A 17,347-nucleotide genomic window follows, 5' to 3' on the forward strand; every position below is an offset into this window, starting at 1 on the left:
AACAATGTTGCAATAATTGTTAGCTTTGTTTATCTAATCAATTCTCGCAGTTATGAAAATCAGTTACGACCACCTGGGGATCTTTACTTCTGTACTTTGCGCTATTCACTGCACTGTATTGCCATTGCTTGTAAGCAGTCTTCCTTTTTTGGGGATCGATATCATGGAGAGCGCTGCTGTTGAATGGGGGATGATAGCGCTGGCATTTGTTTTTGGATACTTCTCGCTCAATCATGGCTATCGCCGCCATCATCACAGGGTATTGCCTTCATTGTTGTTCTGTTCCGGGTTCCTGTTATTGATCGTTAACCAGTTAACAGAAGAAGCATACCTGATGTTTTGTATTCCGGCGGCAGCGGTGCTCATTATAACAGCACATGTAACCAATATCGTTTTTACCCGGAGAACAACCGCCAAACTGAAGGTTACCTGATTTCTGCTGCGTTCCGGAAGATGTAAATGAAATCGTTCACATCGGTATCGTTCAGGTCCATCGTGCCTGATACCGTTACGTATTCATCCAGTTTGAAGCGGCGTGGCTTTTTCTGGAATTTGAGAGAGACCACTGATTCCGGGCCGCTCTTGCCACAGAAGTAACAGGCGGCATAAGTGTACCTGGAAACCGCATACAATCCCTCTGCGATATTTAACGGCACCATGTATCCTGAGATCGTAAGTTGCTGACCTTTCAGTTTTTTTACATTATTACCGAAAACAGGATACATGAAATCCAGCTGCATTTCCTCATTCCATTTTGATTTGTAAGTAACATCTTTCAGCGTCTGCCAACTGATTATTTTGTTCTGAAGATCGCTTGAAGTGTATCGAATGTCTATTGCGTCCTGTTGTTTCGATGATTTGTTTTTCCTGTACGAAAAGCTTGTATCATTAAAACTGTTGTGACTGCACAGGGAAGAAATATTGCTACAGGCTACCACCAGTAACAGGCAGGTGTAGATGATATATTGTCTGATCTTATTCATGCGACAATGTTTTAGAGATATTGATGAACCAGGCGCCAATGGCGGGTATCAGCGCGGCTGCCAGTGAAAGAAAAATTGTTAGCAGACATAAGTTCAATTCTTCCGGCACATGGAATGTAAAAGGGGAAACGGACAGGCGATAATCGCTTTCCAGTTTGTCTGCCATGGCCCCGATCACCAGCCGGCTGGCTGTAAGTCCTGTTACCAGTGCAGCCATACAGAGTATGCCGGCTTCCAGCAGCAAGAGGAATAATAATCTACTCCTGGATGCCCCCATCGTGCGCATGAGCGCCAGTTCATATTTCCTTTCTTTGAGTGAATTGAACAGCGCCACGAAAATGCTCAGACCTGAAAGGATCATAATGCCAATGCCCACGGCTGTAAGTACATCGATACCGATGCCGAAAAGAGAGAAGAGGCGATTGATCTCGATGGCAGGCACTGCCGCCATCAGGCCCGTCTGCTCATTGATGGTGCGGGGTAACTGGATACTGGCAACAGGGTTACGGAATTTCAGGAGAACGGCTGTGAGTTCCCTGCTTGTTGAATCAGCATTTTGGTGCTGGTGTTGTTCATCGTGTTCCGCATGGTGTTCTCCTGTATGTTCTGCGTGATGTTCTTCATCATTTTCAGCTTCATGATCTCCCTGTTCTCCATGTTCATGGATCTTCCATACGCTTTCAAGATTAGTGATCAGCAGGTTGTCTGTGATCTGACCGGTAGGCTTCAGTATTCCGGTTATCGTGTAAGGATGGTCGTTATGTGCTTCTGCGTGTTCATCATTGCCGTGGGTGCTGTAGAATTTGCTGCCTGGTTTCAGGCCGAGCTTTTGTGCGATGCCATGACCTGCCACTACTTCAAAGTCTGCGGCATTGAATTTTCCCCTGATGAGCCCTATGCCTGGCTGCTTCACAAATTCCTGTGTGGTTCCAACAATGCTGTAGCCTTTGTATGCATCTCCATATGCCAGCGGTATGGCAGTGGCTACATAAGGATGCTGCATCCATTTTTCCACTTCTGCATATTTGATGTTTCCGGTTGGCGCATCAATATGGAATACGGCGGAAAGGACCAGTTGTAATGGGCTTCCTTTTGCGCCGATCACCATATCAACATTACTGATACTCCTGCTGAACTGTTGTTCAAAGCGTTGCTGAAAAAGCAGCAGTACTGAAATAATAGCCACGCTGACTGCAAGCAGCAGCCAACTGAGTAAGGTATTGAGCGGTTTTTGCCAGAGGTTTTTCCAGGCGATCTTTAATAACATCTAAATTCCAATTGTATTCCCAAAAATGTTTTTCAGGCGCTGATCATGAGTTACTATTACAAGCGCCGCATCTGCGATGGCTGCCTGTTCCTTCAATATTGCAGCCACGATAGCGCAATGCTCGTCATCGAGGCTGGAAGTTGGTTCATCTGCGAGGATGATCGATTGATCATTGATCAATGCTCTTGCGATAGACACACGCTGCTGCTGGCCCTGGCTCAGTTCTGCCGGTTTCTTGTGGATCTTCTCTGCCAGGTTGAGGCGATCGAGTAAGCATTTTGCTTTTTCCGGATCCGTTATTTTCCCGGAGAGCTTCGCGGCCAGCAGTATATTGTCCAGTACCGTGAGGCTTTGAACAAAATGGGATTGCTGGAAAACGATGCCGATCTTTTGGCCGCGAAAACTGTCCAGTTTTTTTTCGGAAAGGGTAGTGATATTTTTTCCATGAATATGGATCTCACCGGAGGAGGGCCGGAGAATGCCGGCCAGTAAATGCAACAGGGTTGTTTTGCCATGGCCGGAATTTCCGGTGATCAATAAAGCTTCTCCCGCCCTGCAATACAGGTCGGGAAAATGGAAATGATTTCCATTTTTGTAGGAGAAGGTGACGGATCTTGTTTGTAACATATCATCAGTTATTATGCTTCACCCCGGTGGCGTTCAGCATGAGGTAATGCAGGTCTGTATTTTTTAAGAAAGGCTTCAGCAGTTCACTGCCTGGTCCATAGGCAGCCAGTTCCACATAATCGGCGGAATGGTCCATCGATCCCCATCCTACGGAAGTAAAGGATTGCTGCAATTGCGCCAGGTATTTGAATGGCAGTTTTCTCGGATTGTACAATCCACTTTCATCCAATGCAGAATAGTGTTTCAGAAGTTCCCCGGCTTCCTGTTGTTGCAATACTATGCCCTGTGCATATTCGATCCTTTCGATCACTTGTTGGGTGGTGAAGTTTTTATTGATGCCATTCAAGATCCAATCGTTGGTGTGTTTGAAATGCTGGATATGATCGAAATTGCTGTTGGCTTTATCGCCATAAAAGAGGCCGGGGTTGGCATTGCCGTGATCTGTTGTGATGATGACGAGTGTGTTCCTGTCTTTTTCTGCAAAATCGATAGCCACTTTAACAGCATCATCAAATTGCAATTGGTCATAGAGCAGCGCCCCCACATCATTGGCATGGGCTGCCCAGTCTACTTTTCCACTTTCTACCTGCAATACGAATCCCTTTTTATTGCTGCTCATCACTTCGATGGCTTTGGCAGTCATTTCAGCGAGGGTAGGGATGGTGTTGATGTGGTCTTTGTTTTGCAACCTGTCTAATGCATAGGGCAGTCCGTCTTCATGGAATACGCCCAGTAAAGGTTTTTTTCCATCGGCCTTCATCATCTCTTCCCTGGTCAGCGCTACTTCGTATGATTGTTGACGGTAGACAGACAACAGATCCTGTTTGTCTTTTCGTTTGTCGGCGGTGAAATATTCCAGTCCGCCGCCCATCATTACGTCGAATCGGAGGGGCAGGTATTGTGTGGCGATTTCCGCCTGGTCTCCACGCTTGTTGTTGTTGATGCAGAATCCTGCGGGCGTGGCGTGCGTGATGGGAACGGTGGTAACGCAGCCCACGGATTTTCCGGCGGCTTTGAATTTTTGCAGGATGGGCGTGTGCTTCGTTCCATCCGGGCTTACATTCAGCGAGCCATTGTTCACACGCACGCCGCCTCCCCAGGAGGAACTTCCTGCGGCGGAATCCGTGACCATCGAACTGGCGGATGCAGTGTCCATCAGCGCCTTCACCACTTTCTTTTCTTCATACAGTTTCATCCAGTGGCTTTGTGATCCTTCTTTCCGTTGCTTTAAGAGACTGGCCATGTTCAGTGTGCCGGTACTCATACCATCGCTGACAAGGAAGATGATATTGTGGGCCTGCTGTTTCCCGGGCTTGCTGTCAATGGTATTGCCCAAAATAGGATGGCCTGTCAACGTTGTTCCCAACAGGGCGAGAGAACCATTCCTGAAAAAATCCCTTCTTTGCATGTTGCTTATTTTACAGTTTGTTTAGAATGCCGGAAAAGGGTCGCTGAAGGAAATGTATTGCTGCATTTGCTCCAGTTCCTGTGAATCGCACAAGCAGCTTTCAAGTTCATTGTAAATGGCGCCTTTGTTGAGGTCCTGACCAATGATCACTATCTCGATATGCCTGTCGCCGAAACGCTTGTCCCAGTTACGTTCTATGCTCAGCTGGTTGTCAACGAACGCTGCGTAGCGGATCCGTTCGCTGAACGGCATGCTGCTCCACCATACGCCTGCTTTATCTGCGCGCAGGCTGCTTCCGGCCTGGCTCCAGTTGAGCGCGTCATTGGGGCGGGATGCTATCCAGAACAATCCTTTGCTCCGGATGATATTACTATGCCATTCTGTGTTGAGGTAATTCCACCAGCGTTGCGGATGAAAGGGGCGGCGGCTTTTGAAAACAAAGCTGCTGATCCCGTATTCTTCTGTTTCCGGTTTGTGATGGCCTTTGTTCATTTCTTCGATCCAACCGGCGCTTTGGGAAGTCTTTTCAAAATCGAAGAGGCCGGTATGTAGTATATCTTTCAAAGGTAATTTGCCGAATGCTGTTTCAATGATCCTGGCGGAAGCATTCAGTTTTCTTAACACTGATCTGAGGATCCCGATCTGTTCATCGGTCACCAAATCTGTTTTGTTGAGGATGATCACATTTGCAAATTCTACCTGGTCTGTAAGCAGGTTCACAATGGTGCGATGATCATCCTGCATATCGGTGAGTTGCCGGTTTTGCAGGGTATCCATGGTGCTGTAGTCCCTGATGAAATTGAAAGCATCCACTACGGTTACCATTGTATCAAGTTTACTGATGGCTCTCAGATCGATGCCATTGGCCTGGTCCTGGTAGCAAAAGGTTTGCGCAACAGGCAGTGGCTCACTGATGCCGGTGGATTCGATAAGGAGGTAATCGAAACGTTCTTCCCTGGCCAGTTTCTCCACTTCTTTCAGGAGATCATCGCGCAGGGTGCAGCAGATACAGCCATTGCTCATTTCCACCAGTTGTTCTTCCGTTCTGCTAAGAGTGGTTTGTTGTTGCACCAGTTGTGCATCGATATTCACTTCACTCATATCGTTTACGATCACTGCCACTTTCAGGCCTTCGCGATTGTTGATCACATGGTTCAGAAGGGTGGTTTTGCCAGCGCCGAGAAAACCGCTCAATACGGTTACAGGTAATTTATGTTGAGGCATGATTATACTTTTGATGTTGCGTACAGGAATAAATGGATTCTTTCGGTGTAGCCAGTCGCTCGCCTCCGGCGAGTGACTTCTAATTGTTCGCCTCCGGCGAACACAGCGTCGCCGGAGGCGACTAAATACAAGTCACTCGCCGGAGGCGAGCGACTGGCAGCACGCGAAGTATTTTCTTATACCTGCGGAGGGCCCCTGCTATCTACATGAAGGAGATGGTCTGCATTCAGACTGGTGAGTAAGCGACAAAGCAAAGAAGGGAAGTATACGGGATAAAACTGCAAGTGAATATCACCGGTAGTAAGTGCGTCTTTGGCAAGCTGGTAATCACAAATATTACAGGCCTGATGGCTTTCGTGCTCAACAAATGTTTTCTCCAGGCGCCATTCCTGGTGATGTTGATGTAACTCGTGCGAGTGAATGATTTTGATGATATGCACCCAGCACATCACTGCCAATAGCAGCGATGCGATCAGTTTACTGTGGTATGCAGTTCCGCGGTGCATGAGGGCAAAGATAGGGGAATTCTTATTTTTGCAACAATGTTGTATTTTTTAATAATCAGCTAGCAGACGGTTCTCCCAAATTTAAATCCCGAATTAATTCGAAAGTTTCACTGAAATTTTGCAACTTTGTTGCATTCGTGAAAATGCAATGTAAATATCGATCTGAGAAAGCCGGCAAGATGATCGCCATCTTCTTGCTGGCTTGCTTTGCGTTTATCACTTTTCTGCCGCTGGCCCATTCCCATTTCTGCAATGGTCATATAGAAAATGTTGCCGACGATGATTCCGGCACGGTTACGCCTGTTTGTAAATTGTGCGATCAAATTGCGCAACAAAATGGAAAGGAATTCTTCCTTACCTATCCACCCAGGATCATTCCTGTACTTCCTGCACCGATCGAACATAACGGTGTTGTATGTGCGGGAATATATGAGATGACCCTTAATGCCTTTACCAACAAAGGCCCGCCTGCATTGGCATAGCCCCAACTTTTATCGGAGAGCCCACTCGCTCGCCTCTGGCGAGTGAGCGCTATTGGTTCGCCTCCGGCGAACATTGAACTCGCCAGAGGCGAGCAAGTACAAGTCACTCGCCAGAGGCGAGCGACTGCCAGCTCTCCGGCTATTCGGAACGCTGCATTATTATCTCACTCATTTTACTGGCTTTGGGCTTGTAGAGCTCACGTTGTATGTTCAGGATATACATTATACTCATTGCCTGCATATGCTGGCAAACTAACGTGCATGCACAATCGCACAGTCTTTCAGTGAAGGTGACTGCCAGCCGGAGCGTTTCACTGCCAGGAGTGAAGCTCCATCTCTCTCCGGCAGGAATGCGAGGCGTTACTGATACTGCCGGGCATTTTGCTTTCCGGCAACTCAGTAATGGCGATTACTTACTGACTGCACAGTTGCCCGGATACAGAGATCAAAGATTGCCGGTGAACATCAGCGGGCATTCCCAAACTTTAGTGATCGTTATGCGCTCATTGGTGACTGAACTGGAAGAAGTGGTGGTGCGCGATAACCAGGTGCAGGTGCGGAAGGCTGAAGAATCATTGAACCTGGAAGTAGTGAAAGCGGATTTCATTCAAAGGCACCTGGGAGGTAGCCTGATGAAAACCCTGGAACGGTTGCCAGGTATCAAAACCATTGGTATCGGTTCCGGTCAATCGAAGCCGCTGATAAGAGGGCTTGGCTTCAACCGCGTGGTGGTGGTGGAAAATGGCATCAAGCATGAAGGACAGCAATGGGGCGCTGATCATGGCCTTGAGCTGGACCAGTTTGCTGCCAGCGAAGTGGAGCTGGTCAAAGGTGCTGCTTCATTCTTATATGGATCGGATGCCATTGGCGGCGCTATCGATGTAAAGCCGGCGCCAGTACCGCAGGAGGACCGGATCGGTGGTTCGATAGACCTGGTGGGTAAAACCAATAATCATCTTTATGGCGGATCTGTGAACTTCTATGGAAGAAGTAAGCATTGGTTTGCGAATGCAAGGGCCACCTGGCAGGATTATGCAGATTACCGTGTGCCGGCCGATACCGTTTTTGTATACAGCTATGCCGTTGGACTTCATAAGAATTACCTGAGGAATACGGCAGGCCGCGAATCCGGATTCCATTTTTCCGGAGGATATTCCGGCGACCGGTTCCGGTCTGTTTTCCATGTCAGTAATGTTTTCAGCAGGAGTGGCTTCTTTGCGAATGCGCATGGGCTGGAGCCGCGCAGGGTGAATACAGCCCAGCATGATCATTCTGCAAGAGACATCCTTCAGCCCAGCCAGGAAGTGAACCATTTCAAAGTGATCAACCGTAGCGCTGTTGAAGCAGGTATCCACCTGCTGGAGCTGGATCTGGGATACCAGCACAATTTCCGGCAGGAATTCAACCAGTATGTGAATCACGGCTATATGCCACCGTTATATCCCGATACGATGGCCATCCCTTCAAGCCTGGAACGCGAATTTGACAAGCATGTGTATTCCATGAACCTGCGGAATAAGATGGAATTGGGAAAGCATACCATCACAGCTGGCATCAGCGGTGAGTTCCAGGATAACAAGATCAGCGGCTGGAGTTTCCTGGCGCCGGGTTTCCGCCAGTTCACCGCTGGCGCTTTCCTGTATGATAAGTACAGTGTGAATGACCATCTCCTGTTGCATGGGGCTATCCGCTTCGATCACGGACATTTGAAAACATTCCGGTATACTGACTGGTTTCCTTCAACGGTGAACGAAGAAGGGAATACAGTCAATAAGCATCTTGTGAGAGCAGAAGTATTCAGCAGGAACTTTCAAAGCTGGGTATGGTCGCTGGGTATGAATTACAACAAGGGGAATCTAACGGCTAAGCTCAACCTGGGAAAAAGTTTCAGGATGCCGATCGCGAAAGAGCTTTCCGCCAATGGCGTGAACTATCATTATTTCAGCTATGAGAAAGGCGATCCAACACTTTCACCCGAACAATCTTACCAGGTTGATCTCAGTGTTGGCTGGGATGCCGGTAATTGGTCTGTTATCCTGAGCCCGTTCTATAATTATTTCCCGAATTACATTTATCTGAATCCAACTGCTTCGCACGATTATGATTATGGCGCTGGCAACCAGGTATTCCAATATGCGCAAAGCCGTGTGTTCCGCTATGGCGGGGAGTTACGGGCCAGTTACCGGTTTGTGAAGAACCTGGCTGTGGAGTTCACCGGCGAATACCTGTATGCGGAACAATTGTCCGGAAACAAAAAAGGATATACCCTTCCTTTTTCTCCGCCGCCTTCAGGACTGATCAACCTCAGCTGGTCGCCACAATGGGATGGTCATATGAAGAAAACTTATTTCTCCCTGGATTACCGCATCACAGGGGACCAGAACAATATTGTGCCTCCCGAGAAGAAAACGCCTGGATACAGTGTATTCAATTTCCAGGCAGGCAGCCGGATCTCATTTGCAAAGCATGTTTTGCAACTGAGCCTCCAGGTACAGAATATTTTCAACACGAAATATATGAACCATACCAGCTTTTACAGGCTGATAGAACTTCCTGAGCAGGGAAGGAATATCGTGCTGATGCTGAAGGTTCCTTTTACGATAAAATGAACAAAATATCTCTTTATGAAGCTGATCAATTATGTGGGCGTACTAAGCCTGGTTTGTGCAACGACTCTAGCTGGTTGCAGCAAAGATGAAAAGAATGTGGATACCGAATATCCGGTGATAGACCTGTCTGCGTCGAACTCCTTCCCGAAACAATGCAGTGAACTGAAGCGGGGAGAGACTTTCACTTTTACAGCCCTGCTGACAGACAATGCGAAGCTGGGGTCTTTTTCCCTGGATATCCACCACAACTTCGATCATCATTCTCACAGCACTGAAGTGAACAGCTGCACCATGGACCCTGTGAAAGCGCCTGTAAATCCCATGTTGTATATCAAGTCCTATCCCATTCCTGAAGACAGCAGGCGTTTTGAGGCCGATGTGGATATTGCCATTCCTGCAGATATAGACCCCGGCGATTACCATTTCATGGTGCTGCTGACGGATGCTGAAGGCTGGCAAACCATCAAAGGATTAAGCATCAAGATCAAGTAATGCGGCGTAGCCCGCCATCAAATATTTATTCAAAATTTAAATGCAAATCTATGAGACAAATTTTCAATTGGGCTCTTCCTGTTCTATTGCTTTCTGTTTTGTTCACTGCCTGTTCCAAGGATGATGATGATGCAGTACCCATCCCCGATATCACAGGTATTGAAGTAGGGTCCGATAACAGCAAGGTTGCTTATGTTGGTTCTGATATTCACATTGAAGCGCAAATAACGGCTCAGGGAAATATCGCCAGCGTAAGGGTTGAGATCCATCCGGAAGCGGGAGAGGGCTGGAAGTTCGATTCCGTGTATACCACAGGTTTTGTTGGACTGAAATCTGCCGGGTTCCACAAACATATCGATATCCCGGAGGATGCGGTTACAGGTGCTTACCATCTTCATTTTACGGTTACTGATCAGCGTGGTCAGAAAAAAGAATTTGAAGAAGAGATCGTGATCAAAAATGATCCCAGTTTGCCTTCCATTACCACCCTTGACCTGGAACTGGAAGATGGTGGTGCGGAGCTGCACCTGGAAACCGATATAACAGCGCCCAATAAGATCGCTTCAGTGGAAGTGGAAATACACGGTCCCTGGGAAAAAGAGTTTTCCTTCACGGATGCAGAAATGGTGGACAAAACCACTTATCATTTCCATAAACATCTCGACATCAGCGCTGCTCCGAAAGGACATTATCATGTTCACCTCAAAGTGATAGACCGGGCAGGAAAGGAAAAAGAGTTTGAAGATCATTTCGACAAACCATAAGCTTCAATGATTGGGGGCTGACTAAAAGATCAGAGAGCTGGCAGTCGCTCGCCTCCCGGCGAGTGACTTGTATTTGTTCGCCTCTGGCGAACACCGCGTCGCCAGAGGCGACTGAATAAAGTTCACTCGCCGGGAGGCGAGCGAGTGGGCTCCCCGAAATTCTAAGAGGGTAGCAGATAGACCCAAAGGGCGACAATATGGAAATGTGGTCCGGACAAAAAATCCATAGATGAGAGTTTTGACAGGTTACATTTCTACAGCCACCTTTGCATATTTGTTTCTGTATTCTATTGGCGTCAGTCCTGTGACTTTTCTAAAAGTATCGCGGAAAGTTTTGGTATCAGTATATCCCACGTCAAGCATTACTTCGCTTACGTTTTTCCGTGATGCTTCAAAGAACCTCTTGGCAGCTTCCATTCGTACTCTTTGTATGTATTCCAACGGAGTGTTGTTGGTAGCCTGACGGAACCTGCGTTCGAAGGTGCGGCGGCCGGAATTGACGATGGCTGCCAGTTCATCGATCGTGATCTTGTTAGTGTAATTTTTCTCGATGTACTCCTGCACCTTCATGATCTCATCATCCGCATGTTTTTTTTGTCCTTTGAATATCGTGAAGGGCGCCTGGCTGTTGCGGCCAATATCCAGCGCGAAATTCTTCGAGATCAATATAGCCGTTTCACGGTCGGAGAACTTTTCAACCAGGTATAAGACCAGGTTCCAAAGACTGCTGGCGCCGCCGCTGCTGTATATATTTCCTACCTCAGTAATAATTGCGCCATCCACCACTTCAATTTGGGGGTGCCGTGCTTTGAACTCGTCGATGTAAGCCCAGTGGGTAGAACATTTTTTTCCGTTCAACAGGCCGGTCTCTGCCAGCAGGAAAGCGCCTAAACACAAACTGGCGATGCTGCAGCCTTTTTTGTACAGCTTTTGGATATAGGGGATGACCTCACTATTTATTCTTATTCCTTCCTCAATATCGCCATAAACAGGCGGTATGATCAACAGGTCGGTCTTGCTCACATCCCTGATCAGGCGATCCGTTTTGATGGTGTATTCGCCATCGTTTGCCGAAACAAGGTTTGTCAGGCCCGCGTATTCCACTTCAAAAATGGGTTTTTTGCCAAGCGCTTCAAGAAAGTCATTGGCGGCCTTGAATGCGCGGTATGGTGGTGTTACCGCTTCTATAACGCCTTTCTCAGGGGCAAAAACTGTTACCTTCATAAGATGTAAGCTTTATGGTAAAAATAGTGCATCACTGTCATTTTTGCCCACCTAAGTTGTCGCATTCCCATATCACCGGTTTCGTGCTTTCTTGTCATTTTTGTGTTATCAAACCAATAACCAAAAAATATTCAACATGGCAAAGAAAATCTTTATCAATCTGCCGGTAGCCGACTTGAAAAAGTCAATGGAATTCTATACAAAGATCGGTTTCACCAATAATCCTGCTTTCACGGACGAAACTGCGGCCTGTATGGTATTGAGCGAAGAAATTTATGTAATGCTCCTGACCCACGATAAGTTCTCGCAGTTCAGCAGCAAGAAAATAATTGATGCCAGAACAGAGATCGGTGTGATCAACTCCATTTCTGTGGATAGTGCCGGGGAAGTAAATACAATGGCGGATACTGCACTGAAAGCTGGTGGAAGTGAACCCAGTTCACCAAAGGACTATGGCTTCATGCAACAAAGAAGCTTTAGCGATCTGGATGGCAACCATTGGGAAGTACTGTATATGGACATGAGCAAATTCCCTGGCTAACAATCATTGAGTTTTGAAAGATGAATTAGCATTTGCTGTGCACCTTTCCTTCAATGGAAATTGCAGACAGGCTTTCAATTATTACCAAATATGTTTTGGTGGAGAATTGACGGTGCAAACGTTGGCAGACACACCACATGGTACCGGGATGAGCAAAGCAATGCGAAGAGCGGTGTTGTGGGCCACCTTGCGAAATGAGTATTTTAATTTGGTTGGATCGGATTTGCCGGGCGAAAGCAATATTGTTACTGGCAACAGTGTAAGCATCTTGATTGAATGCTCCTCTTTTACCGAACGAACGAGACTGATCAATAAACTCACCGGCAGGAACTTCTGTTCAATGGAATCTTCCAACCCGCTGGTCAACATTGTTGACATCTACCATATCAGCTGGCTATTAAGTGTTCATTGATAAAATCATACAAAAATGAAAAAGACAAAAATCATTTTCTGGGCATCAACAATTTTTATATTCCTGTTCGAAGGCATTATGCCCCTCATTACTTTGTTGTTTGCACCGCAATATATCAATGCCGGCACCAGTCCTCTCGGCTATCCTGATTACTTTGCGGTAGCACTGGCCCTCTTTAAATTTACCGGGGCGTTGGCCATACTGCTGCCTGCCATACCTGACCGGTTGAAGGAATGGGCTTATGCAGGACTTACTTTCAACCTCCTGTTCGCTATGATCAGCCATGCTGCGGTGGATGGTAATATAGGGTTCATATTACTGCCTGCAGGAATTATGGCCATTCTCGCATTGTCTTATTTTTCGAAAAGTGGAATACAAAGGGCTGACAACAGAAGAAAGCAGGTCGATATTTCTGTGCTCAATCAAATGGCATGATAGATGGAGCGCATGCTATCTTATTTCTCGAATATCAGGAATTCCACCCGGCGGTTCCTGGAGCGGCCAGCTTCATTGTCATTGGAGTACCTGGGAACCGTATTGCCATATCCTTTCACTTTCAACCGGGAATCAGGTACTCCCTGTAAGACCAGGTAATCTTTCACGGTCTTTGCCCTGTTTTCAGACAAGGTTTGGTTGTATGCTTCTGTACCTACATCATCGGTATGTCCGCGCACCAGGATGCTCGAATTGGGATAGCGTTTCAGGATGGCAGCAAATTTGTTCAGGTTATCCCTGATCTGTTCTGGTATCTCAGCTTTGTCGAAGGCGAACAGCACCGTGGGTTTGAAGTATACTTCAAGCCCTTCTTCTTTCTCCTCCGCTATCATGTCCGGGACTTCCTGCCGGATCTCTTTTTCTTGTTTTTTGAGGTCTGAGTTCGATTGGGCTCGTTGGTTTGTTTTACAGGCCGGTTGCAAAAAAAGCAGGCCTGCCACTACTGCCGCCTGTATGAGAACATGCATGAATCGCATCATAGGGAAAGTTTTTAATTAAGGAAATTGGTAAAACTGGTATGTGTGCAAGATAATGAAACTAGCTTTTACCGGTCATCTCCATCCCAATTCCGGGGCAACATGCTCCAGGATGGAAGACAGCACATGAACATTATAGTCAACGCCTAATGTATTTGGAATTGTCAGAAGCAAAGTATCTGCTTCCTGGATAGCTTCATCTGCTGCCAGTTCCTTGATAAGCTGATCCGGCTCGGCAGCATAGCTTCTTCCGAAAATGGCGTTCCTGCCAGGCTCGATCATTCCTATCTGATCCCTCCGGTTTGCTTCCTGCCCAAAGTATCGGCGATCCTGTTCATTGATGATCGCGAAAATGGAACGGCTCACTGAAACCCTCGGTTCACGCTGATGGCCTGCTTTTTTCCAGGCTTCTTTATAGAGCCTGATCTGCTCGGCCTGTTGTATATGGAATGGCTTACCGCTTTCGTCAAACTTCAGCGTGGAACTTTGCAGGTGCATGCCATTTTCCGCTGCCCACACCGCGGTTGCATTGGAAGCTGCTCCCCACCAGATGCGTTCGCGCAATCCTTCTGAAAAAGGTTCCAGCCGGAGTAATCCGGGAGGATTGGGAAACATCGGATTGGGATTCGGTTGTGCGAACCCGATACCACGGAGTTTATCAAGGAACTCCAGTGCCTTACGTCTACCCATATCCGAATCGGATTCGCCTTCTGCCGGTTCGTACCCAAAATATCGCCAGCCGTCAGTTACCTGTTCGGGCGATCCCCTGCTGATCCCCAACTGCAATCTTCCCTGCGAGATCAGGTCTGCAGCTCCTGCATCCTCCACCATGTACAATGGATTTTCATAGCGCATATCAATCACACCGGTTCCGATCTCTATCGTACTGGTTTTGGCGCCGATTGCCGAAAGCAATGGGAACGGTGATGCCAGCTGGGCTGCAAAATGATGTACCCGGAAATAAGCTCCGTCCAGGCCAATTGCTTCAGCAGCTACGGCCAGGTCAATGGATTGCAGCAAGGTGTCGCTGGCAGAGCGGGTTTGATAGGCTGGGTGTTTGGCCCAATGCCCGAAGGAAAGAAATCCTATCTTTTTCATGTGTTCACTTTCAAATGAAATAATCAGGGAATTCGCCGGTGACCGGTCAAATGCATACTCGCTACAAGCGTTTTTCCTATACAATCAGAAGCAAAGGATTGTTGGTAAAAGAGAGTGGAAATTTGTGTTACGTTGCTGTTTAATGTTCTTCCTCAGTCCGATCCCGAAGACAGTTTAGCTAACAGTCAATATGCACCTGCCCCAACCTGAAAATAGAAAAAGGGTGTTTTTTAACAGGAATCATCAATACATTCCTGCCGGTCTGATCAACAATTCTCACACTGAATACCTTATCCGTAAATTGACCCGGATTGATTTTTGCCTGGCCCTGGGCGGGGTTGGGATAAGCAAAGGCTGATTGTTTTGCGCTCCGGATAACAACCTTCACTACTTTGGAATAGCTGTGTTTACTGTCGGAATCCAGTTGTTTAAGACGGAAAAAATAGTTGCCATTCTCCAGGTTGCTGACCAGGTACTGATATTCCTGATGCTTAGCCGAGTTGCCTGCGCCTTTAATATAGCCTGTTTTTAATGGTTTAACTGCGCTTCAAAAGAGAGCCATGTTACCGGGAGCGTTGTGCTGATGGTAAAATCCTCATCGGATATATCGAATAAATATTGGATGTATTACCGGATGCCGGTCAATAAATGCGTCTGTGATGAATTTGTCTTTGGTAGCGTGACTGATAAAAATGCGTTTGTATTTATTCGTTGGCATAAGGTTGTTCTTTTGTATAGATAAAATTCTTCTTTTGTAATTTCTAATCAGGTGTATCAGGGTTTACGGGTATTGACAGCTTCCACAAGCCCATACCTGATGAGTTCCCATCTTTTTTCTTTCAGGCAGATGGGATCGAAGTCATTGTCAGCTTTATCAAAGTTTACAAGTTGCTGCAAAATTTCTTGGGTATTGCGTGAAAAGGGATGTTGCTGTTCATGCAAAGCCAACAGCTTATTTACGCTGTATGTTTCCAGGATTTCATCGAGGTCCCAGAAATCCTTTTTCCGGCCTCCACGGTGAATCACATCAATTTTCATTACGATGTTTATTCCTTGCTGGGTGTTCCGGATGTCGTAACATTCATCGGAACGCAGAAATACCTGGATCATAAGGAGAAGCGTTTCCCTGTTGAAGATTTCGATTTGCCGATCAGAGAAAATGAAGCTTTCCTGTTTAAGGATAAGAATCTTCGTCACGAATTTCAAAAGCGATATGAGAGTACAAAAGCTCTCTATTACAAAGGACAGCCTACGTTTGAAGAGCTCCTGAAGCGTATCCATCAATACCTCGATATACTATAAGCCTTGTATAAGCAGATTGTTTTCAGACAGTCATTCATAAGAAACTAATAGACGAATAACTGTGGATCCTCACCTTTAGAAAACGGATCTGGTAGTTTTCGAATAGCCTCAAACTGATTTTTGGGCCTGTATCTTTTATATACTCCGTTGATGTACTTCGTGGAGCAATGGCCTAAGAGCAAAGCAACGGTCGCTGCATCTACATTAGCGTCCTGTAACAATATGCTGAAGCTTAACCGAGCACAGCTCCAGGTTATATGCTTTTCTAGTCCTGCCTTTTCGCACCAGTCATTTAATACTTTGTTTGCCCATCAGCTGTTGGCAATCTGAAAATTCTGTCGTAAACAGGCTGATTGATGGCTACTAGTCTATGCTTATCCAGAATCACCTTCGCAATTGGGTGAAGTGTTATATGGTGCTCCACGAAGGTTTTCTGCTGAATTATTGTAATTCGACTGCTTTCATCATTTATTTGTTGCCACGTCAGCGATTTTATATCACACCACCTAAGGCCGGTATAACAACAAAATAGAAAAGCTTCTCTCACTTCTTCATTAAAGGCAGGGGCGTTGATTAATTGGAGGTATTCTTCAGCCTCCAGGTTCTCTTTTCGCCGCTTATTTTTATTTGCTTTAGCGAGAATATCAGAGGTAGGATTGACCTTGAAATATCCTGCGTGCGTGGCTGCTTTTATCACTTTTTTGAATCGGGCAAAATAGTTGGCGGGAGTTTCTCCATTAAGGTGATCTAATAAATATTTCCTGAAACTCCTTGATAAGTCGGGTGTAACATCAATGGGAGAGAGGAATTTCTTTTTTAAAAATGCACTGAAATAATTAAAACTGCCTTCTAAATGACGGTTACCGAACTGCCTGTTTTCTGATAAGTAAGATTTATAGAAATCCAAAAAGTTGGGCTCTAGTCTGTACGCAGGCATGCAACCTGTACCTATTGCATGGGCGTCCAGGGTCATCTGTGCTTTCTTAATCTCTAAGAAGTGAAGTGCTTCCTTGTTATGGCGACGCTGAATAACATTAATGGGATTTGCATAGGTAAATATTCCGGTAGCCACTCGTTGACCGATCATCTTACCCCATTCGAGGGTGTAGTAAATCTTCTGTTTATTGCGCATAAGGCGCGACGTTATCTTGACTTTCATTTTTTAAAAATGTGAGCCAAGTGTGTGCCAGTTGTGTGCTGAATTATGAAGGAAATAAAAATATGGAAGCCATTAATAATGAAAAAGATACAAATAGAGAGAAAAGCAAAAACGCTGATAATTCATTGATTATCAGCGTTTTATAAAGTGCCCAGGACTGGATTCGAACCAGCACACCCTTGCGAGCGCTGCGACCTGAACACAGTGCGTCTACCAATTTCGCCACCTGGGCAGGTGTTAAACCGTTGATTCAAAGTTACTTGAACGTTCCGGTAATC

Annotated in this window: 20 protein-coding genes and 1 tRNA gene; 9 read left to right on the top strand and 12 right to left on the bottom strand. The window is 46.4% G+C overall.

Going from position 1 to position 17,347, the window contains the following annotated elements; translation table 11 throughout:
* Positions 1 to 52 precede the first annotated feature (52 nt).
* Positions 53 to 433 carry a MerC domain-containing protein gene (locus tag D9Y29_RS08790; RefSeq protein ID WP_127127124.1) on the top strand — a complete coding sequence of 127 codons (381 nt, stop codon included), beginning with the start codon at positions 53 to 55 and terminating at the stop codon, positions 431 to 433.
* Here D9Y29_RS08790 and D9Y29_RS08795 read toward each other — a convergent pair.
* The 6 genes from D9Y29_RS08795 to D9Y29_RS08820 form a co-directional block, all read right to left on the bottom strand.
* Positions 426 to 983 (bottom strand): DUF3299 domain-containing protein, encoded by a 558-nt coding sequence (locus D9Y29_RS08795; protein ID WP_127127126.1) that lies wholly within the window; start codon positions 981 to 983, stop codon positions 426 to 428. The two genes, D9Y29_RS08790 and D9Y29_RS08795, sit on opposite strands and share 8 nt — an antisense overlap.
* Entirely contained in the window at positions 976 to 2,250 is a 1,275-nt protein-coding gene (locus D9Y29_RS08800; RefSeq protein ID WP_127127128.1) for an ABC transporter permease, read from the bottom strand. The genes D9Y29_RS08795 and D9Y29_RS08800 overlap by 8 nt, the downstream gene beginning before the upstream one ends.
* A complete protein-coding gene (locus D9Y29_RS08805) occupies positions 2,251 to 2,877 on the bottom strand; it encodes an ABC transporter ATP-binding protein (protein WP_127127130.1) in 627 nt (208 codons plus the stop codon). It abuts the gene before it with no gap.
* Positions 2,878 to 2,881: 4 nt separating this feature from the next.
* On the bottom strand, positions 2,882 to 4,285 hold the full coding sequence (locus D9Y29_RS08810; RefSeq protein WP_127127132.1) for an alkaline phosphatase: 1,404 nt from the start codon (positions 4,283 to 4,285) through the stop codon (positions 2,882 to 2,884).
* Positions 4,286 to 4,306: 21 nt separating this feature from the next.
* Positions 4,307 to 5,509 (bottom strand): GTP-binding protein, encoded by a 1,203-nt coding sequence (locus D9Y29_RS08815; protein WP_127127134.1) that lies wholly within the window; start codon positions 5,507 to 5,509, stop codon positions 4,307 to 4,309.
* Between the two features lie 176 nt (positions 5,510 to 5,685).
* Positions 5,686 to 6,015, bottom strand: a complete 330-nt coding sequence (locus D9Y29_RS08820; protein WP_127127135.1) for a hypothetical protein — start codon at positions 6,013 to 6,015, stop codon at positions 5,686 to 5,688.
* Between the two features lie 179 nt (positions 6,016 to 6,194).
* Between D9Y29_RS08820 and D9Y29_RS08825 the strand changes: the two genes are divergently transcribed.
* The 4 genes from D9Y29_RS08825 (at position 6,195) to D9Y29_RS08840 (ending at position 10,362) form a co-directional block, all read left to right on the top strand.
* Positions 6,195 to 6,497, top strand: coding sequence for a hypothetical protein (locus tag D9Y29_RS08825; protein WP_127127137.1), 303 nt, complete (start codon positions 6,195 to 6,197; stop codon positions 6,495 to 6,497).
* A 206-nt stretch (positions 6,498 to 6,703) separates the two neighbouring features.
* On the top strand, positions 6,704 to 9,106 hold the full coding sequence (locus D9Y29_RS08830; RefSeq protein WP_127127139.1) for a TonB-dependent receptor: 2,403 nt from the start codon (positions 6,704 to 6,706) through the stop codon (positions 9,104 to 9,106).
* A gap of 15 nt (positions 9,107 to 9,121) precedes the next feature.
* A complete protein-coding gene (locus tag D9Y29_RS08835; protein ID WP_127127141.1) occupies positions 9,122 to 9,598 on the top strand; it encodes a DUF4625 domain-containing protein in 477 nt (158 codons plus the stop codon).
* 50 nt (positions 9,599 to 9,648) lie between these two features.
* A complete protein-coding gene (locus tag D9Y29_RS08840; protein WP_164735322.1) occupies positions 9,649 to 10,362 on the top strand; it encodes a DUF4625 domain-containing protein in 714 nt (237 codons plus the stop codon).
* Positions 10,363 to 10,608: 246 nt separating this feature from the next.
* On the opposite strand, the gene D9Y29_RS08845 is transcribed toward D9Y29_RS08840, so the two are convergent.
* Positions 10,609 to 11,586 (bottom strand): GlxA family transcriptional regulator, encoded by a 978-nt coding sequence (locus D9Y29_RS08845; RefSeq protein WP_127127145.1) that lies wholly within the window; start codon positions 11,584 to 11,586, stop codon positions 10,609 to 10,611.
* A gap of 136 nt (positions 11,587 to 11,722) precedes the next feature.
* Between D9Y29_RS08845 and D9Y29_RS08850 the strand changes: the two genes are divergently transcribed.
* From D9Y29_RS08850 to D9Y29_RS08860, 3 genes are read left to right on the top strand one after another with little or no spacing between them, the layout of a single operon-like run.
* The gene (locus tag D9Y29_RS08850) at positions 11,723 to 12,127 is read left to right on the top strand and encodes a VOC family protein (RefSeq protein ID WP_127127147.1); all 405 of its coding nucleotides are present in this window, start codon (positions 11,723 to 11,725) and stop codon (positions 12,125 to 12,127) included.
* 13 nt (positions 12,128 to 12,140) lie between these two features.
* Positions 12,141 to 12,539, top strand: coding sequence for a VOC family protein (locus D9Y29_RS08855; RefSeq protein WP_127127149.1), 399 nt, complete (start codon positions 12,141 to 12,143; stop codon positions 12,537 to 12,539).
* A 15-nt stretch (positions 12,540 to 12,554) separates the two neighbouring features.
* Positions 12,555 to 12,974, top strand: a complete 420-nt coding sequence (locus D9Y29_RS08860; protein ID WP_127127151.1) for a DoxX family protein — start codon at positions 12,555 to 12,557, stop codon at positions 12,972 to 12,974.
* A gap of 20 nt (positions 12,975 to 12,994) precedes the next feature.
* Here D9Y29_RS08860 and D9Y29_RS08865 read toward each other — a convergent pair whose 3' ends face one another.
* The 3 genes from D9Y29_RS08865 to D9Y29_RS26855 all read right to left on the bottom strand — a co-directional run bounded on the left by D9Y29_RS08865 (position 12,995) and on the right by D9Y29_RS26855 (position 15,505).
* Positions 12,995 to 13,513 (bottom strand): OmpA family protein, encoded by a 519-nt coding sequence (locus D9Y29_RS08865; protein ID WP_127127153.1) that lies wholly within the window; start codon positions 13,511 to 13,513, stop codon positions 12,995 to 12,997.
* A gap of 72 nt (positions 13,514 to 13,585) precedes the next feature.
* Complete coding sequence (locus tag D9Y29_RS08870; protein WP_127127155.1) at positions 13,586 to 14,608, bottom strand: LLM class flavin-dependent oxidoreductase; 1,023 nt, start codon at positions 14,606 to 14,608, stop codon at positions 13,586 to 13,588.
* 774 nt (positions 14,609 to 15,382) lie between these two features.
* Positions 15,383 to 15,505 carry a hypothetical protein gene (locus D9Y29_RS26855; RefSeq protein WP_277601116.1) on the bottom strand — a complete coding sequence of 41 codons (123 nt, stop codon included), beginning with the start codon at positions 15,503 to 15,505 and terminating at the stop codon, positions 15,383 to 15,385.
* A gap of 39 nt (positions 15,506 to 15,544) precedes the next feature.
* Here D9Y29_RS26855 and D9Y29_RS08875 point away from each other — a divergent pair, with 39 nt between their 5' ends.
* Positions 15,545 to 15,910 carry a hypothetical protein gene (locus D9Y29_RS08875; protein WP_127127157.1) on the top strand — a complete coding sequence of 122 codons (366 nt, stop codon included), beginning with the start codon at positions 15,545 to 15,547 and terminating at the stop codon, positions 15,908 to 15,910.
* Between the two features lie 292 nt (positions 15,911 to 16,202).
* Here D9Y29_RS08875 and D9Y29_RS08880 read toward each other — a convergent pair whose 3' ends face one another.
* Positions 16,203 to 17,042, bottom strand: a complete 840-nt coding sequence (locus tag D9Y29_RS08880; RefSeq protein ID WP_164735323.1) for a tyrosine-type recombinase/integrase — start codon at positions 17,040 to 17,042, stop codon at positions 16,203 to 16,205.
* A gap of 175 nt (positions 17,043 to 17,217) precedes the next feature.
* Positions 17,218 to 17,301: transfer RNA gene (locus D9Y29_RS08885), tRNA-Leu, on the bottom strand.
* Positions 17,302 to 17,347 lie beyond the last annotated feature (46 nt).

It is taken from the genome of Pseudoflavitalea rhizosphaerae (assembly GCF_003991355.1).
In the GTDB taxonomy this organism is placed as follows: Bacteria; Bacteroidota; Bacteroidia; order Chitinophagales; family Chitinophagaceae; genus Pseudobacter; species Pseudobacter rhizosphaerae.

Coding starts and splice junctions, on each gene's coding strand:
- D9Y29_RS08790 (WP_127127124.1), top strand. CDS start 53: ATGAAAATCAGTTACGACCACCTGGGGATCTTTACTTCTGTACTTTGC.
- D9Y29_RS08795 (WP_127127126.1), bottom strand. CDS start 983: ATGAATAAGATCAGACAATATATCATCTACACCTGCCTGTTACTGGTG.
- D9Y29_RS08800 (WP_127127128.1), bottom strand. CDS start 2,250: ATGTTATTAAAGATCGCCTGGAAAAACCTCTGGCAAAAACCGCTCAAT.
- D9Y29_RS08805 (WP_127127130.1), bottom strand. CDS start 2,877: ATGTTACAAACAAGATCCGTCACCTTCTCCTACAAAAATGGAAATCAT.
- D9Y29_RS08810 (WP_127127132.1), bottom strand. CDS start 4,285: ATGCAAAGAAGGGATTTTTTCAGGAATGGTTCTCTCGCCCTGTTGGGA.
- D9Y29_RS08815 (WP_127127134.1), bottom strand. CDS start 5,509: ATGCCTCAACATAAATTACCTGTAACCGTATTGAGCGGTTTTCTCGGC.
- D9Y29_RS08820 (WP_127127135.1), bottom strand. CDS start 6,015: ATGCACCGCGGAACTGCATACCACAGTAAACTGATCGCATCGCTGCTA.
- D9Y29_RS08825 (WP_127127137.1), top strand. CDS start 6,195: ATGATCGCCATCTTCTTGCTGGCTTGCTTTGCGTTTATCACTTTTCTG.
- D9Y29_RS08830 (WP_127127139.1), top strand. CDS start 6,704: ATGTTCAGGATATACATTATACTCATTGCCTGCATATGCTGGCAAACT.
- D9Y29_RS08835 (WP_127127141.1), top strand. CDS start 9,122: ATGAAGCTGATCAATTATGTGGGCGTACTAAGCCTGGTTTGTGCAACG.
- D9Y29_RS08840 (WP_164735322.1), top strand. CDS start 9,649: ATGAGACAAATTTTCAATTGGGCTCTTCCTGTTCTATTGCTTTCTGTT.
- D9Y29_RS08845 (WP_127127145.1), bottom strand. CDS start 11,586: ATGAAGGTAACAGTTTTTGCCCCTGAGAAAGGCGTTATAGAAGCGGTA.
- D9Y29_RS08850 (WP_127127147.1), top strand. CDS start 11,723: ATGGCAAAGAAAATCTTTATCAATCTGCCGGTAGCCGACTTGAAAAAG.
- D9Y29_RS08860 (WP_127127151.1), top strand. CDS start 12,555: ATGAAAAAGACAAAAATCATTTTCTGGGCATCAACAATTTTTATATTC.
- D9Y29_RS08865 (WP_127127153.1), bottom strand. CDS start 13,513: ATGATGCGATTCATGCATGTTCTCATACAGGCGGCAGTAGTGGCAGGC.
- D9Y29_RS08870 (WP_127127155.1), bottom strand. CDS start 14,608: ATGAAAAAGATAGGATTTCTTTCCTTCGGGCATTGGGCCAAACACCCA.
- D9Y29_RS08875 (WP_127127157.1), top strand. CDS start 15,545: ATGCAAAGCCAACAGCTTATTTACGCTGTATGTTTCCAGGATTTCATC.
- D9Y29_RS08880 (WP_164735323.1), bottom strand. CDS start 17,042: ATGCGCAATAAACAGAAGATTTACTACACCCTCGAATGGGGTAAGATG.